Genomic DNA, 14,077 nt, shown 5'->3' with positions numbered 1-14,077 from the left:
TATTTTTATATTTTTCTAAATTATCAGAGAAAAATATAATTTATATCTTATAATACTTTACGCATAATTATCCTTCTGTTTTTATCATAAAATAGCGCGCCCTTCATAATAAAGATATGTAGGTTAAAATGAGTGCAAAGGATAAGAAAGTATGTTACGATACACTTTGCTAAAAATAGATATCGGTAAAGAGGGGACGGACATGACAGCAATTCAGGCAAAAAACGGGCCTACTGAGAAACTAAGTTTATTCTTATTAACTTGGCCTATTTTTCTAGAAGTTTTTCTATTTATGTTAATGGGGATCGCTGATACTTTCATGTTAAGTGCATTATCAGACGATGCTGTATCTGGGGTTGGTGCAGCGAATCAATATCTCCATATCGCTATCTTGGTACTAGAAGTCATCGGGAACGGCGCAGCTATCGTCGTATCTCAATACCTCGGTTCCAAACGTTTTATGGAAGCATCTAAAATATCAGCTTTAGCCGTCACATTAAATTTAGTGGTCGGACTCGTTATAAGCGCTGGTTTTCTTTTATTCTCAAAACATATGATGATGGCAATGAACTTACAAGGCGATGTACTCATGTATGCACAAAGCTATTTATCTATCGTCGGAGGAGCTATTTTCCTTCAAGCTATTATTAATTCATTAGCCGCAATTATCCGCGTACATGGCTTCACAAAGCAAGCGATGTTTATTTCACTTGGAATGAATATTATTCATATCGCAGGAAACTACGTACTCATTTTCGGGAAATTCGGTTTCCCAGAACTCGGTGTACAAGGAGCTGCCATTTCTTCTGCTGTCAGCAGGCTAATCGCACTTATCGTTTTCTTCTGGTTACTGTACCGTGTTATGGAATATCGCGTAAAATTACAATATTACTTCACCTTATCAAAAGAATACATCGGAAAAATTTTAAAGATCGGGATTCCATCTGCATTTGAGCAGGTTATGTATCAAGCTTGCCAAATTGTCTTCTTATACTATGCAACATACTTAGGAACAGAGTCATTAGCAGCGAGACAATACGCTACAAACATTTCTATGTTCACTTATTTATTCGCTATTGCAATCGGTATGGGAACAGCAATTATTATTGGCCGCCTCGTCGGCGGTGGTGAAAAAGATGAAGCGTATGAACGTGTATGGAAAAGTGTAAAATGGGCAATTGGAGTCACTTTATGTATGGTCGCTCTCGTTATTACATTCCGCACACAGTTAATGGGACTATTTACAGATAATCCGCACATTATTACATTAGGTGCTTCAGTTCTTTTACTAAGTATACTACTTGAAACCGGACGTACGATGAACATCGTCATCATCAATTCACTTCGTGCAGCTGGTGATGCAAAGTACCCCGTTTTAATTGGTGCATTCTCTATGGTGTTAATGAGTTTACCACTCGGTTACTTTTTCGCATTCCATTTAGATATGGGGCTCGTTGGTATTTGGCTAGCGATTGCTATCGATGAATGGACACGTGCCATTATTATGTTCTTCCGCTGGAAAAGTAGAGCGTGGGAGCGTTATGCACTTGTTAAACCTGAGGAAAAAGAAGAGATTGTTTCTATCCAAGCGCAATAACACTCGTTTAATCAAGATGAATTCATTGGTAAATAACATTTATATTCACTTACCGACAAATGTTAACAATACAACTGTTTATATAGTAGAAAAAGAGCCATCCTTCTGTAACGGAAGAATGGCTCTTTTGATTATTGATAAATCTCTTTATATTTCTTATACTCAGCTTCAGAACATAATACGAAATGTCCTGGGCGAATTTCACGCATTGTTGGTGCTTCATTGCCATAATCATGCTGAGATGGATCGTATACGATACGTTTACGATTGCGCTCATAATCTGGATCTGGAAGCGGAATCGCTGATAATAGTGATTTTGTATATGGATGAATTGGATTCGCATATAACTCTTCACTTGTTGTTAGCTCAACGATTTGACCACGGTACATTACGCCAATGCGGTCACTAATGTATTTTACCATTGATAAATCATGGGCAATGAATAAGTATGTTAAACCTTTTTCTTTTTGTAACTTTTTCAGTAAGTTTACAACTTGCGCCTGGATTGATACGTCAAGTGCTGAGATTGGCTCATCGGCAATGATAAATTCAGGTTCTACAGCAAGTGCACGAGCGATACCGATACGTTGACGTTGTCCACCTGAGAATTCATGCGGGAAACGGTTTGCGTGCTCTTTATTTAAACCAACTGTGTTTAATAATTCATGAACACGGTCCATACGCTCTTTTTTGTTTTTTGCTAGTCCGTGAATATCGATACCTTCTGCAATAATATCCCCTACTGTCATACGAGGGTTTAATGATGCATATGGATCTTGGAAAATCATTTGCATTTTACGGTTGAATTTCTTCAACTCTGCACGTGATTTTTTACCATGTACATTTTCACCATCGAATAACACTTCACCAGCAGTTGCATCATATAAACGAATAATCGTTCTTCCAGTTGTTGATTTACCACAACCTGATTCTCCTACAAGACCAAATGTTTCGCCGCGGTAAATATCAAATGAAATATCATTAACCGCTTTGACAACACCACCACTCACGTCGAAGTGCTGTTTTACGTTTTTTACTTCAATTAGTTTCTCACGTTGTTTAGTCATGTTGTTCACCTGCTTTCATTTGAAGAATGCGTTTTTCAACGACTGCCGGCGGTTTTACTTCTGGAGCTTGCTCGTGAAGTAACCAAGTTGCCGCATAGTGTGTATCACTTACTTTAAATAAAGGTGGATCCATTTCAAAATCAATTTTTAATGCCTGTGGGTTACGTGGTGCAAAAGCGTCACCCTTTGGCGGTTTCAATAAATCTGGAGGCGTTCCAGGAATTGCATATAACTCTTCCTCTGATCCATCTAAACTTGGCATAGATGCGATTAAGCCCCAAGTATATGGATGTTTTGGATTGTAGAAAATTTCATCTACAGTTCCAATTTCAACAACTTTACCAGCGTACATAACTGCTACGCGGTCCGCAACGTTTGCCACTACACCTAAGTCATGCGTAATGAAAATGATTGCTGCTTCTGTTTTTTGCTGAATGTCCTTCATAAGTTCTAAAATTTGCGCCTGAATTGTAACGTCTAGGGCTGTTGTTGGCTCATCGGCAATTAATAATTTTGGGTTACAAGCTAACGCCATCGCAATAACTACACGCTGTCTCATACCACCAGAGAATTGGTGCGGATATTGTTTTAAGCGAGCTTCTGGATTTGGAATACCTACAAGGTCGATTAATTCTAAAGCGACTTTACGTGCATCTGCTTTACTCATCCCTTGGTGTTTAATAAGGCCTTCCATAATTTGATTTCCAATTGTCATCGTTGGGTTTAATGATGTCATTGGATCTTGGAAAATCATCGCGATATCTTTACCACGAACTTGTTGCATTTCTTTTTCTGTTAATTTCGTTAAGTCACGACCTTCAAATACGATTTCACCATTTTTAATGCGTCCAGGAGGATTCGGAATTAATCCCATTAACGCTTTAGAAGTAACTGATTTCCCAGAACCAGATTCTCCTACAATCGCTAATGTTTCTCCTTTTTTCAAATCAAAAGTAACGCCGCGTACAGCTTGTACTTCACCTGCATGTGTATCAAAGGAGACTTGTAAATCTTTTACCTCTAACAATGTTTTCATCTTTGCCTCTCCCCTCTTTTACTTACGCATTTTTGGATCTAACGCATCGCGTAATCCGTCTGCCATTAAGTTAAACGCTAAAATTAATATACTGATGACAACCGCAGGGATGAACATCATATGCGGATACGTTTGAATTGATTTATAACCGTCATTTACAAGAGAGCCAAGTGATGCGAATGGTGGCTGAATACCTAAACCGATGAAGCTTAAGAACGCCTCACCAAACACCGCTGTTGGAATTGTAAACATTGTCATTACGATAATTGGTCCCATTACGTTCGGGATTAAGTGCTTTACAATTAATTGTGTATTTGTTGCACCTAATGTACGAGATGCTAATACGTATTCTTGGTTTTTTAATTTTAGGATTTGTCCACGAACGATACGCGACATCCCTATCCAACCTGTAATTGCCATTGCGAGTGTAATTGACCATATACCAGATCCCATAATGATTACCATTAAAATAACGATGATTAAGTATGGAATACCGTTAATAATCTCCATAACACGCTGCATAATGTTATCTACTCTACCGCCATAGAACGCTGAAATACCTCCATAAGCAACCCCAATTACTAAGTCAATCGCTGCTGCTAAAAGAGCGATATATAATGATACACGTGTACCTTCCCATGTTCTTGTCCATAAATCACGTCCAAGATCATCTGTACCAAACCAGAAATACTCTTTAATATCACGTTTCTCATATTGGTCAACACCATATTGATCTGTACCGTCAAATGGTAGCCAATGAACATTTTCAATAACAGGAATTTTCGGTGGTAATTTTGCACGACCTAAGTCTTGCTCTTTATACGAGTGCTTACTTACCATCGGTCCTAAAATTGCTAGTAAGATAATAAGCGTTAATAAAACGAAACCGAACATTGCTCCTTTATGTTGGAACAAACGTCTTCTTACATCTTGCCAAAACGTTAAGCTTGGACGGGCAATGACTTCATTATCCACATTATTTTGATTGGCTTGTTGAAATAAATCTGGAGATAATTTTTGTACATCTTTCATCATTTTTTCCCTCCCGCTAAACGAATACGAGGATCAATAATTCCGTATAAAATATCGACAATGAAGATAACTAAGATGAAAATCGCACTATAGAAAATTGTAGTTCCCATAATAACTGTATAGTCATTCACTGTAATAGATTTAACGAACTGTTCCCCTAGTCCTGGTACAGCATAAATTTGCTCAATAACTAATGTACCTGTAATTAACCCTGCAACCATTGGTCCTAAAATTGTTACAACTGGAATTAACGCGTTACGAAGTGCGTGTTTGATAATGATAACGCCTTGGCTAATTCCTTTCGCTTTCGCTGTTAAAATGTAGTCAGCTTGCATAACTTCAATTAACTCTGCACGAGCGAAACGTGCGATTGTTGCGATAACTGCCATCGATAAAGCGATTGTAGGCATTACTGTAAACTCTGGTCCTTTCCAGAATGCTACTGGGAACCATCCAAGTTTTACCCCTACGAAATATTGTAGTAATGCGGCGAATACGAACGATGGTACCGACATCCCGAGTACGGAAATAATTGTCGCTCCATAATCGACCCACGTATTGTTACGAAGTGCCGCAACGATTCCTAAAATTAAACCGATAAATGTTCCTAATATAATCGCTTGTAAACCAAGTTGTGCTGATGGTCCAATGCGATCCACAATCATATCTGTTACTGGACGGTTATCATATTGGAATGATACCCCTAAATCACCTTTTGCTAAGTTACCTAAGTAACGTGCATATTGAACTGGTACTGGATCATTTAAACCATATTTTTCAAGAATGATTTCTTTTTGTGCCGGTGATAACTTCTCCTGGTTTTTAAGCGGAGAACCCGGAAGTAATTTCATCAAAAAGAAAGTCAGTGTAGTAATTAAAAATAATGTCAAAGCCATGTACACGAAACGTTTTAATACATAACGTCCCATAGTCAAGCACCTCCCCGTTTTTCTCAAAAGCAATAAGATAGTTTAAAATATTCTTACTTTTATTTTTTTAAAATAAGAGCACATGCCCATCATAGGCATATACCCTTATTCATGATGGAAACCATTTTTAGTTTTTAAGTTCAACCCACTTATAGCTAAATTCTCCGCCATATTTATGTTCTAATAGGCCAGTAATTGAGCCACGTTGTAAATAAGCTTTTCCTGGTTGATATACTGGAGCAATCGCTGCATCTTCAAGCAGTTGTTTTTCTGCCTTTAATAGAGCATCCCAGCGAGCTTGTACATCAACTTCTGTTTTTGCTTTTTTAATTAAATCATCATATGCTGAATTTGCATAATTCACTTTATTTTGCGCATTACCTGTTGTATACATTTCAAGGAATGACATTGGATCCATATAATCTGGACTCCATCCCGCATATGACATTGCATAATCTCCACTTGCTTCAAGTTTTAATTTTTGAGCAAATGGCTGCATTTTAGTTGGAACTGTTAAACCTGGTAAGTTCTTTTCAAATTGGCCTTTTAAATACTCTCCGATTTTTTTTGCATCATCAGTATCAAAGTTTAATAGCTCTAACTCTACTTTGTCTACACCAAGTTCTTTTTTACCAGCTTCCCAGTATTTTTGAGCTTCCTTCATATCCTCTTTTATAAGCTTTCCGTTTTCTTCACGGAAGTCTTTTCCATTCGGACCTTTTGCTAAGCCTTTCGGAACAAAACCATATATACCCTCTGAACCATCGTTTAAGATAACTTTTCCGATATTTTCACGTTCAAAGGACATTGCAATTGCTTTTCGGATATTTTTATTTGCTAAAAATTTATTCTTTTCATTTAAGCGAATAAATTGTGTAGATGGTCTCTTAATCGTTTTGAAATCAGCATCTGATTTGTATTTATCTACAAACTCTGATGTTAACACTACACGATCAATTGCTTTCGTTTCATATAAATTTATAGCAGTTGAACGATCCTTAACAATATTGAAGTTTATTTCCTCAAGTTTTACTTCTTTATTTTCCCAATACGTTGGATTTTTCTTAAGTTGGAAACTTTGTTCATGCTTCCATTCATTTAATACGAATGGACCATTATAAAGTGTCGTATTGGATTCTAATCCAAATTTTGCTCCTTGTTCTGCTACAAACTTCTCATTCAAAGGATACAATGTTGGATAGACTGTTAAACTTACAAAATAAGGAACAGGGTTATCTAATTCCACTTCAAGTGTATGATCATCAATTGCCTTTACACCAAGTTCTTCAACTGGCAATTCTTTTTTGTTAACTTTCTCCGCATTTTTAACATCAAATAGTATGTAAGCAAACTTAGCACCCGTGTTTGAATCTACAGCTCTTCTCCAAGAATACACGAAGTCTTTTGCCGTTACAGGTTCACCATTAGACCATTTCGCATCTTCACGTAACTTGAATACATACTTTTTGCCATCCTCTGATTTCTCATAAGATTTAGCGACACCTGGAACAAGTTTATCGTCTTTCCCCAGACGATATAATCCCTCCATTGTGTTATTCATGATGTTAGAAGATGTTGCATCTGTCGATAACGTCGTATCCATAGTTGGAATTTCAGCTGTCTCAGTTAGATTTAAAACTTGCTTGTTTGAGGATTTTTCTTTTGCGCCTGCTTTATTATCCTCTTTTTGGTAACTACAAGCCCCTAACATACTGACTGTCAACGTCGATGCAAGTAATAACGGTATCTTTTTCTTCATGTTGTGTTGCCTCCCCTAATTGCACTTCCTGTACCCTCACTTGTAAAAAAGTAGAATTGAAAGAATAATCTCCAAGTTTCTACAATTTTCATTATACATATAATATAACAATTGTGAATATAGTTTTTTGTTTTTTTGTTAAAATTTTTAATAAAATGTTTATTTTTTTATTTTTTTGTAAAGGGATACGTTAACATTGCTACCATCATCTTGAAATCAGACCTTTAATTGCGTATAATTTTCAAAAAATTAATTCTAGTACATATTATAGCTTTTATAGTATAATAATTCTAGTAATATTTTGACGGAGGGGAACATTTTGAATAAAGTTTTTTTTCATACTTGTATACTAATTTTCATAGCGATAATCGCTTCTAGTATTGGCGCATTCCTCGTTTCATCGCAGTTTTTGTTGAATTTTGTCAACATCTCGTTTTATATCGCACTATTTTTTATTCTTATAGGCGGTTTTTTATTCATATTTCAAAATGGATTTTTTAACGTAACAATTTACGCTTTCCAAAGAGTATTTGGTACGAACAAAAAAATTGACTCTTTAATTGAAGAAGTAGAGGAACCAATCGATAAGAAAGAACGTATCTATAAAACATATTCATTCAAATGGACGTATCCAATTTGCATTACCGGTATCGTTCTTGGGTTGTTCTCGACTCTCATTAGCTTTACTATTTTGATGTAGTTTGCAAACACTATCCCATATGATATAATAATCAGCAAAACATTTTGTTATAAAACTTTAGTTCTTTCATATTAAAAGGGCTCAGGTAACAATAAATAAATTTATATGTATGCGATGACAAAGAAGAGTACATATTGAGGCAATTTCAGAGAGCTTGTGGCTGGTGTGAACAAGTAATTGTACAGTATGGAATGGGCTTTTGAGCACCAAACCGAACCGAAAGTAGTAGGCTTTGGCGTTATATCCAAACGTTATTATGGATTAGAGAGATTTCACAGTAGTGAAATAATTAGGGTGGTACCGCGGTCCATTCGTCCCTATAGTTTTTTGGGATGAATGGGCTTTTTTGTTTGCCTTCTCTTCCCCATCACGCATTCAAATTTAGGAGGAATTACTTATGTCAGTTATCTTTTCTGGTATTCAGCCGAGTGGAACGATTACACTTGGAAACTATTTAGGAGCTATGAAGCAATTTACAGAGCTTCAGAACGAACACGACTGTTATTTCTGTATTGTAAACCAACATGCGATTACAGTACCTCAAGATCCCGTACAACTTCGTAAAAACATTCGCAGTCTTGCTGCACTTTATGTAGCATGCGGCATCGATCCTGAAAAAGCTACATTATTTGTACAGTCAGAAGTGCCAGCACACGCTCAACTAGGATGGATTATGCAATCAGTTGCTTACGTTGGAGAATTAGAGCGTATGACGCAATATAAAGATAAAGCATCAGGTAGAGATTCAGTTCCAGCTGGATTACTAACGTATCCACCATTAATGGCTGCTGATATTTTACTTTACAACACTGAAATCGTACCTGTTGGTGATGATCAAAAACAACATATGGAATTAACACGTGACCTAGCAGAGCGTTTCAACAAACGCTTCCGCGAAGTGTTCACAATTCCTGAAATTCGTATTCCAAAAGTAGGGGCTCGCGTTATGTCATTAACAGAACCTACGAAAAAAATGAGTAAATCTGATCCGAATCCAAAATCAATGATCAGTATGCTTGATGAACCAAAAACAATTGAAAAGAAAATTAAGAGTGCCGTAACTGACTCTGAAGGTATCGTGAAATTCGATAAAGAAAACAAACCTGGTATCTCTAACTTATTAACAATCTACTCCTCATTCTCTGGAAAAACAGTTGAAGAAATCGAAACAATGTACGAAGGAAAAGGATACGGAGACTTCAAAGGCGACCTAGCACAAGTAGTCGTAGAAGCAATTCGTCCAATCCAAGACAAATATAACGAACTAATCAGCTCACCAGAACTAGACGAAATTCTAGACAAAGGTGCCGAAAAAGCAAACCGCGTTGCATTCAAACAACTACGCAAAGTAGAAAACGCAATGGGACTAAGTAGAAAACGTAGGTAACATATAAAGCGGAAGCGGCTCGTTTAGAATGTGAGGGGGATGGAGCTCCTGACGTAGAGGCGTTTTTTGCCTCGCAGGAAGGCGCGAAGCCACCGAACATTCTTGCCGCTGGAGCTGGATTTCTATATAAAGCGGAGGCAGCTCGTTTAGAATGTGAGGGGGATGGAGCTCCTGACGTAGAGGCGTTTTTTGCCTCGCAGGAAGGCGCGAAGCCACCGAACATTCTTGCCGCTGGAGCTGGATTTCTATATAAAGCGGAGGCAGCTCGTTCAGCTCTGACTGGCTAAGGTTCTTTCGCATAGAAGACGCTTTTTGTCTTCTTATGCGGAAGGTTCTTAGACACGAAGAGCTTGCTGCCGAAGCTAAGTTAAAACAAATAAAAAAAAACCGCCAATTGGCGGTTTTTTTAATTTACCTTTTGCTCGTTTTCCATTTCCCATAACTTTTCAAAAAATGGCTGTCCTTTTACAAGACGCTCGCATAATTGTTCGTGCTTCTCAGACCAGCCTGTTTTCGCTTCATCATACAGCTTAGCCCAAATATCTTCAAATTCCATATGTTGAACCATTCCATATGCTGATGGATCCCACTCTGTGAACCAATAACGAATTTCTGCTGTGTTTTTCGTTGTATGTAATTGATCTAACGCCATAAATAATAATTGTTTTAGCTGTCTTTCTTTACGAGTTAAGCCATTCATAATGAAAGGTGATGGTGATAAAATATGATGTTCTTTTTCCATTTCTTCTACTTGGAACTCATACTTTTCTGCTTGTACGTTTTCTACCATCTCATATACCATCTGCTCTTGGCGCGGTATAAGTCTACTTTTTCGAATTGGTACATTGTAACCAATTGTGTCAATCGCAATAATTCCTTTTCCATCTGTAACTACAAAGCAATACTCTTGCTGCAAACGTTCATGATTTTTACGAATATAAGCCTTATGATGTACGTCTTCCAACATTTTTTGCGGAAGCTCTAACAATTCGTTCTCGATGTAATGATATAATGTGGAATCTACTTTTAATAATGGCACTTGATCTAATAGCTCAATCGTATCATCTTTCCGCCATTCGTAAAAATGACAAACGTTATACCCATTCTCTTCACCTTCAAACCAATTTACCCATACATCATGTAGATATAACATTCACTACCCCTCACTTCACTACTGTTTGTATCAATCATTATGTTCAATTTTTCTTAACTTTATTCCACCTAAGGAAATATATTCTAATTATTATTTTTTCTTCTATTAATACTAAAAAAACAGGAAAGAGAGCTCCTGTTTTTTATATCTGAAATGTATTTGCTTTATTCAATATTTCTTTCGCATCTATAGGTAATAAAGAAAGTGTATCGTTCCCTTCCAAAGTTACACAATCTTTGACAATATGAAAGCCAAGTGCATAGCCAAGCATCTTCGGATAAGAATGAAATCCATTTAATAAAATGTCGTGCTCCCTTGTTCCTCGTTTTACACTTATTCTTTCATGTACAACGTTTTTCCAATAATAAATAGCCTCTTCTTTTGAAAGATACTTCGTCCACGGTGCATTGTTTTTTTCTGAGTATCTTTCCGTTACCGCTTGCTCAGCTAGCCCTTCCATAATCATCGTATCAAGCAATGTATATTCTGTTTCTTTCGTCTCAATTTGATGTAACCTACATATGTGGTGATATTCATGCGCCAATAACACTTTTAATTCTTCTACCGAATTCCGTCCACATACGAATAAGAAAATAACGTGACGCATAGATAATCCAGCCCTACCGTTATACTCTTCTTGTACAGTTCGATTATAAGAATCTGATAATAAAATAAAGACAGGGACATCTGGACCTTTTAACCAACTTTTTAGTTTCTCATACTCCGCACGTAACTCTTTCCAAACTTCCTTTTTCTCTAACTCCTTAATTTCTTGTTCTCCTCGCATAACCGGGCGATACATACCTTTAGAAATTAAAAAGCGATACAACCTTTCTTTTGGCAGCGGGATATACTTCGTAAACTTCTCACAAAGCTTTTCTGGCCGTCCATAATATAGATGTAACCATTCAGCTGTTTCAACAATCCCCATCTTCATCCCTCCTTTTTCTTATGTATATGCAAAAGGAGAAAAAGACGTAAAAATAAATAAGGAGTTTTTTCGCAATATAGTGCGAAAAAACTCCTTATTTCATCTATTATTTATACGATTTAAATACTAATACTGCGTTATGACCACCGAATCCTAATGAATTACTTAACACCGCGTTTACTTCTTGATGTCTCGCATTATTCGGCACGTAATCTAAGTCACATTCTGGATCTGGTGTTTCATAGTTAATGGTTGGAGGAATTACTCCATCTGTAATTGATTTAATAGAGAAGATCGCTTCAACAGCACCAGCAGCTCCTAATAAGTGACCTGTCATTGATTTCGTTGAGCTGATTGCTACTTTATACGCGTGCTCACCGAACGTTTCTTTAATTGCCATCGTTTCATACTTTTCATTCGCATCCGTACTTGTACCATGCGCATTAATGTAATCAATATCTTCTGGCTGTAGACCTGCATCTGCTAAAGCTTGACGCATTGCGCGCACGCCACCTTCACCGCCAGGAGCCGGCATTGTAATATGGAATGCATCACCAGTTGCACCGTAACCAGCGATTTCCGCATAAATGTGAGCACCACGAGCTAATGCGTGCTCTAATTCTTCAAGAATTAAAATACCTGAACCTTCACCCATTACGAAACCACTACGGTTTTTATCGAATGGACGGCAAGCTGTTGCTGGATCTTCATTGAATGTTAATGCTTTCGCTGAGCTAAATCCTGCGAATGCCATACTTGTTAACGGCGCCTCTGCTCCACCTGTAATCATTGCATCAGCATCACCACGCTGAATTGCTTTAAACGCATCACCAATTGAGTTTGCACCAGATGCACAAGCCGTTACAGAACAAGTGTTAATTCCTTTTGCTCCTGTTGCGATTGATACTTGGCCTGCTGCCATATCTGGAATCATCATTGGTACGAAGAATGGGCTCACACGGCGCGGGCCTTTCTCAGTAAAAATCTTAAATTGTTCTTCGTATGTTTCCATACCACCAATACCAGAACCAATCCATACACCAATTCGAGGTCCATTTTCTTCTGTAATCTCAAGCTTTGCATCTGCAACTGCCATTTTCGCTGCTGCTACTGCATATTGTGTAAAGCGATCCATACGGCGCGCTTCTTTTTTATCAATATATTTCTCGACTTCAAAGTCGTTAATTTCTGCTGCTACTTTTGCTGGAAATAGTTCCGGATCAATTCTTGTAAGTCGTCCGATTCCAGATACACCCTTTTTAATGTTTTCCCACGCTGTTTCAACATCTGTACCGACCGGTGTAACAGCTCCTAGTCCTGTAATTACGACCCTCTTTTTTTCCATACAAAATACACTCCTTTTTTTCTCTCAGTCCTTATTTACCCCAACGAAGAGCGACTGCTCCCCATGTTAATCCGCCGCCAAAACCAACAAGTATAATTAAATCACCATCTTGAATACGTCCGTTTTGCAATTCCTCTACCATTGCAATCGGAATGGAAGAAGCTGATGTATTACCGAACTTCTCAATTGTCATACTCATTTTTTCTTGTGGTAAATTTAATCTCTCTCTTGCAGATTCCATAATACGAATGTTCGCTTGATGTGGTACTAAGAAATCCACATCTTCTTTCGTAAGACCAGCTTTATCTAAAACGCGAAGACAAGAATCACCAAGTTGACGAACCGCAAATTTAAAGACTTCTCTGCCATTCATCATAACATACTCGTCTTGATAAAGATGCTTACCGCCACTTCCGTCCGCTCCTAATTCGAAAGATAGAACGCCTTTACCTTCTGAAACAGCTCCCATTACGATCGCACCGGCTCCGTCTCCAAATAGTACTGCTGTATTTCGATCGTTCCAATCTACAATTTTAGATAGTTTATCACTACCGACTACTAGTATATTTTTATAAGTTCCCGTTTGAATAAATTGCTGCGCTGTAATCATTCCGTACATAAAGCCAGCACACGCTGCACTTAAATCCATTGCAGCTGCATGTTTTGCGCCAATTGCTTCTTGAATGACACAAGCCACTGCTGGAAAAGCACGATCTGGCGTTACTGTTGCTACTAAAATAAGATCGATATCCTCTCCGCTAACCCCTGCATCTTCAAGCGCTTTTTTAGAAGCCTCTACGGCCATATATGAAGTATCTATTGTATCATCGGCAATGCGTCTTTCCGCAATCCCTGTTCTCGTACGAATCCATTCATCGGATGTATCCATTATTTTCTCTAAATCGTGATTTGTGACTACTTTTTCCGGCACATATCTTCCGATCCCTAAAATGCCCACGTTCACATCGCAGCCCTCCGTTTTATATCAATTATTATGACTTGGTACTAATTTTAAAACATAAATGTATTTTTGTCTAGAATATATTTCAGCTAAAACATAAAGCTAGCGCATTATTCACTTTATTGTTTATGAAAAGAAACAGAAAAATACCTTTCCCTGTCTTTTCAAAATATAAAAAGG

General features: G+C 37.6%; 12 protein-coding genes and 1 other annotated feature. Of the genes, 3 read left to right on the top strand and 9 right to left on the bottom strand.

Going from position 1 to position 14,077, the window contains the following annotated elements; translation table 11 throughout:
• Window positions 1-151 precede the first annotated feature (151 nt).
• Window positions 152-1,597 carry an MATE family efflux transporter gene (locus ATN06_RS06205; RefSeq protein WP_060629942.1) on the top strand — a complete coding sequence of 482 codons (1,446 nt, stop codon included), beginning with the start codon at window positions 152-154 and terminating at the stop codon, window positions 1,595-1,597.
• Window positions 1,598-1,728: 131 nt separating this feature from the next.
• Here the strand turns inward: ATN06_RS06205 and ATN06_RS06200 are convergent, their stop codons facing one another.
• The 5 genes from ATN06_RS06200 to ATN06_RS06180 form a co-directional block, all read right to left on the bottom strand.
• Window positions 1,729-2,664, bottom strand: a complete 936-nt coding sequence (locus ATN06_RS06200) for an ABC transporter ATP-binding protein (protein ID WP_060629941.1) — start codon at window positions 2,662-2,664, stop codon at window positions 1,729-1,731.
• On the bottom strand, window positions 2,657-3,700 hold the full coding sequence (locus tag ATN06_RS06195; RefSeq protein ID WP_000854346.1) for an ABC transporter ATP-binding protein: 1,044 nt from the start codon (window positions 3,698-3,700) through the stop codon (window positions 2,657-2,659). Before ATN06_RS06195 ends, ATN06_RS06200 begins: the two co-directional genes overlap by 8 nt.
• Before the next feature lie 18 nt (window positions 3,701-3,718).
• The gene (opp3C, locus tag ATN06_RS06190) at window positions 3,719-4,735 is read right to left on the bottom strand and encodes an oligopeptide ABC transporter permease (protein WP_060629940.1); all 1,017 of its coding nucleotides are present in this window, start codon (window positions 4,733-4,735) and stop codon (window positions 3,719-3,721) included.
• Window positions 4,732-5,661, bottom strand: a complete 930-nt coding sequence (gene opp3b / locus ATN06_RS06185; protein WP_000534165.1) for an oligopeptide ABC transporter permease — start codon at window positions 5,659-5,661, stop codon at window positions 4,732-4,734. Before opp3b ends, opp3C begins: the two co-directional genes overlap by 4 nt.
• Window positions 5,662-5,788: 127 nt before the next feature.
• Window positions 5,789-7,420 (bottom strand): peptide ABC transporter substrate-binding protein, encoded by a 1,632-nt coding sequence (locus tag ATN06_RS06180; RefSeq protein WP_060629939.1) that lies wholly within the window; start codon window positions 7,418-7,420, stop codon window positions 5,789-5,791.
• A 319-nt stretch (window positions 7,421-7,739) separates the two neighbouring features.
• On the opposite strand from ATN06_RS06180, the gene ATN06_RS06175 reads away from it, so the two are divergent.
• A complete protein-coding gene (locus ATN06_RS06175; protein WP_060629938.1) occupies window positions 7,740-8,120 on the top strand; it encodes a DUF3899 domain-containing protein in 381 nt (126 codons plus the stop codon).
• Window positions 8,121-8,225: 105 nt separating this feature from the next.
• Window positions 8,226-8,442 (top strand) — a binding site (T-box leader).
• 75 nt (window positions 8,443-8,517) lie between these two features.
• Complete coding sequence (gene trpS, locus ATN06_RS06170; RefSeq protein WP_060629937.1) at window positions 8,518-9,507, top strand: tryptophan--tRNA ligase; 990 nt, start codon at window positions 8,518-8,520, stop codon at window positions 9,505-9,507.
• Between the two features lie 406 nt (window positions 9,508-9,913).
• Here the strand turns inward: trpS and ATN06_RS06165 are convergent, their stop codons facing one another.
• The 4 genes from ATN06_RS06165 to fabH form a co-directional block, all read right to left on the bottom strand.
• Window positions 9,914-10,660, bottom strand: a complete 747-nt coding sequence (locus ATN06_RS06165) for a YjbA family protein (RefSeq protein ID WP_000966137.1) — start codon at window positions 10,658-10,660, stop codon at window positions 9,914-9,916.
• Between the two features lie 142 nt (window positions 10,661-10,802).
• A complete protein-coding gene (locus tag ATN06_RS06160) occupies window positions 10,803-11,591 on the bottom strand; it encodes a DUF2268 domain-containing putative Zn-dependent protease (protein ID WP_060629936.1) in 789 nt (262 codons plus the stop codon).
• Window positions 11,592-11,697: 106 nt separating this feature from the next.
• A complete protein-coding gene (gene fabF / locus ATN06_RS06155) occupies window positions 11,698-12,936 on the bottom strand; it encodes a beta-ketoacyl-ACP synthase II (protein WP_000412652.1) in 1,239 nt (412 codons plus the stop codon).
• A 31-nt stretch (window positions 12,937-12,967) separates the two neighbouring features.
• Complete coding sequence (gene fabH, locus ATN06_RS06150; RefSeq protein WP_001100541.1) at window positions 12,968-13,900, bottom strand: beta-ketoacyl-ACP synthase III; 933 nt, start codon at window positions 13,898-13,900, stop codon at window positions 12,968-12,970.
• Between the last annotated feature and the right edge of the window lie 177 nt (window positions 13,901-14,077).

Source organism: Bacillus thuringiensis (genome assembly GCF_001455345.1).
GTDB classification, from domain to species: domain Bacteria; phylum Bacillota; class Bacilli; order Bacillales; family Bacillaceae_G; genus Bacillus_A; species Bacillus_A thuringiensis_N.
Note: the sequence above shows the minus strand (reverse complement) of the source record. Positions and strands in the feature narration are given on the sequence as shown.

Excerpts from the sequence above, each read along its gene's own strand:
- ATN06_RS06205 (WP_060629942.1), top strand. The coding sequence starts at position 152 with ATGTTACGATACACTTTGCTAAAAATAGATATCGGTAAAGAGGGGACG.
- ATN06_RS06200 (WP_060629941.1), bottom strand. The coding sequence starts at position 2,664 with ATGACTAAACAACGTGAGAAACTAATTGAAGTAAAAAACGTAAAACAG.
- ATN06_RS06195 (WP_000854346.1), bottom strand. The coding sequence starts at position 3,700 with ATGAAAACATTGTTAGAGGTAAAAGATTTACAAGTCTCCTTTGATACA.
- opp3C (WP_060629940.1), bottom strand. The coding sequence starts at position 4,735 with ATGATGAAAGATGTACAAAAATTATCTCCAGATTTATTTCAACAAGCC.
- opp3b (WP_000534165.1), bottom strand. The coding sequence starts at position 5,661 with ATGGGACGTTATGTATTAAAACGTTTCGTGTACATGGCTTTGACATTA.
- ATN06_RS06180 (WP_060629939.1), bottom strand. The coding sequence starts at position 7,420 with ATGAAGAAAAAGATACCGTTATTACTTGCATCGACGTTGACAGTCAGT.
- trpS (WP_060629937.1), top strand. The coding sequence starts at position 8,518 with ATGTCAGTTATCTTTTCTGGTATTCAGCCGAGTGGAACGATTACACTT.
- ATN06_RS06165 (WP_000966137.1), bottom strand. The coding sequence starts at position 10,660 with ATGTTATATCTACATGATGTATGGGTAAATTGGTTTGAAGGTGAAGAG.
- ATN06_RS06160 (WP_060629936.1), bottom strand. The coding sequence starts at position 11,591 with ATGGGGATTGTTGAAACAGCTGAATGGTTACATCTATATTATGGACGG.
- fabF (WP_000412652.1), bottom strand. The coding sequence starts at position 12,936 with ATGGAAAAAAAGAGGGTCGTAATTACAGGACTAGGAGCTGTTACACCG.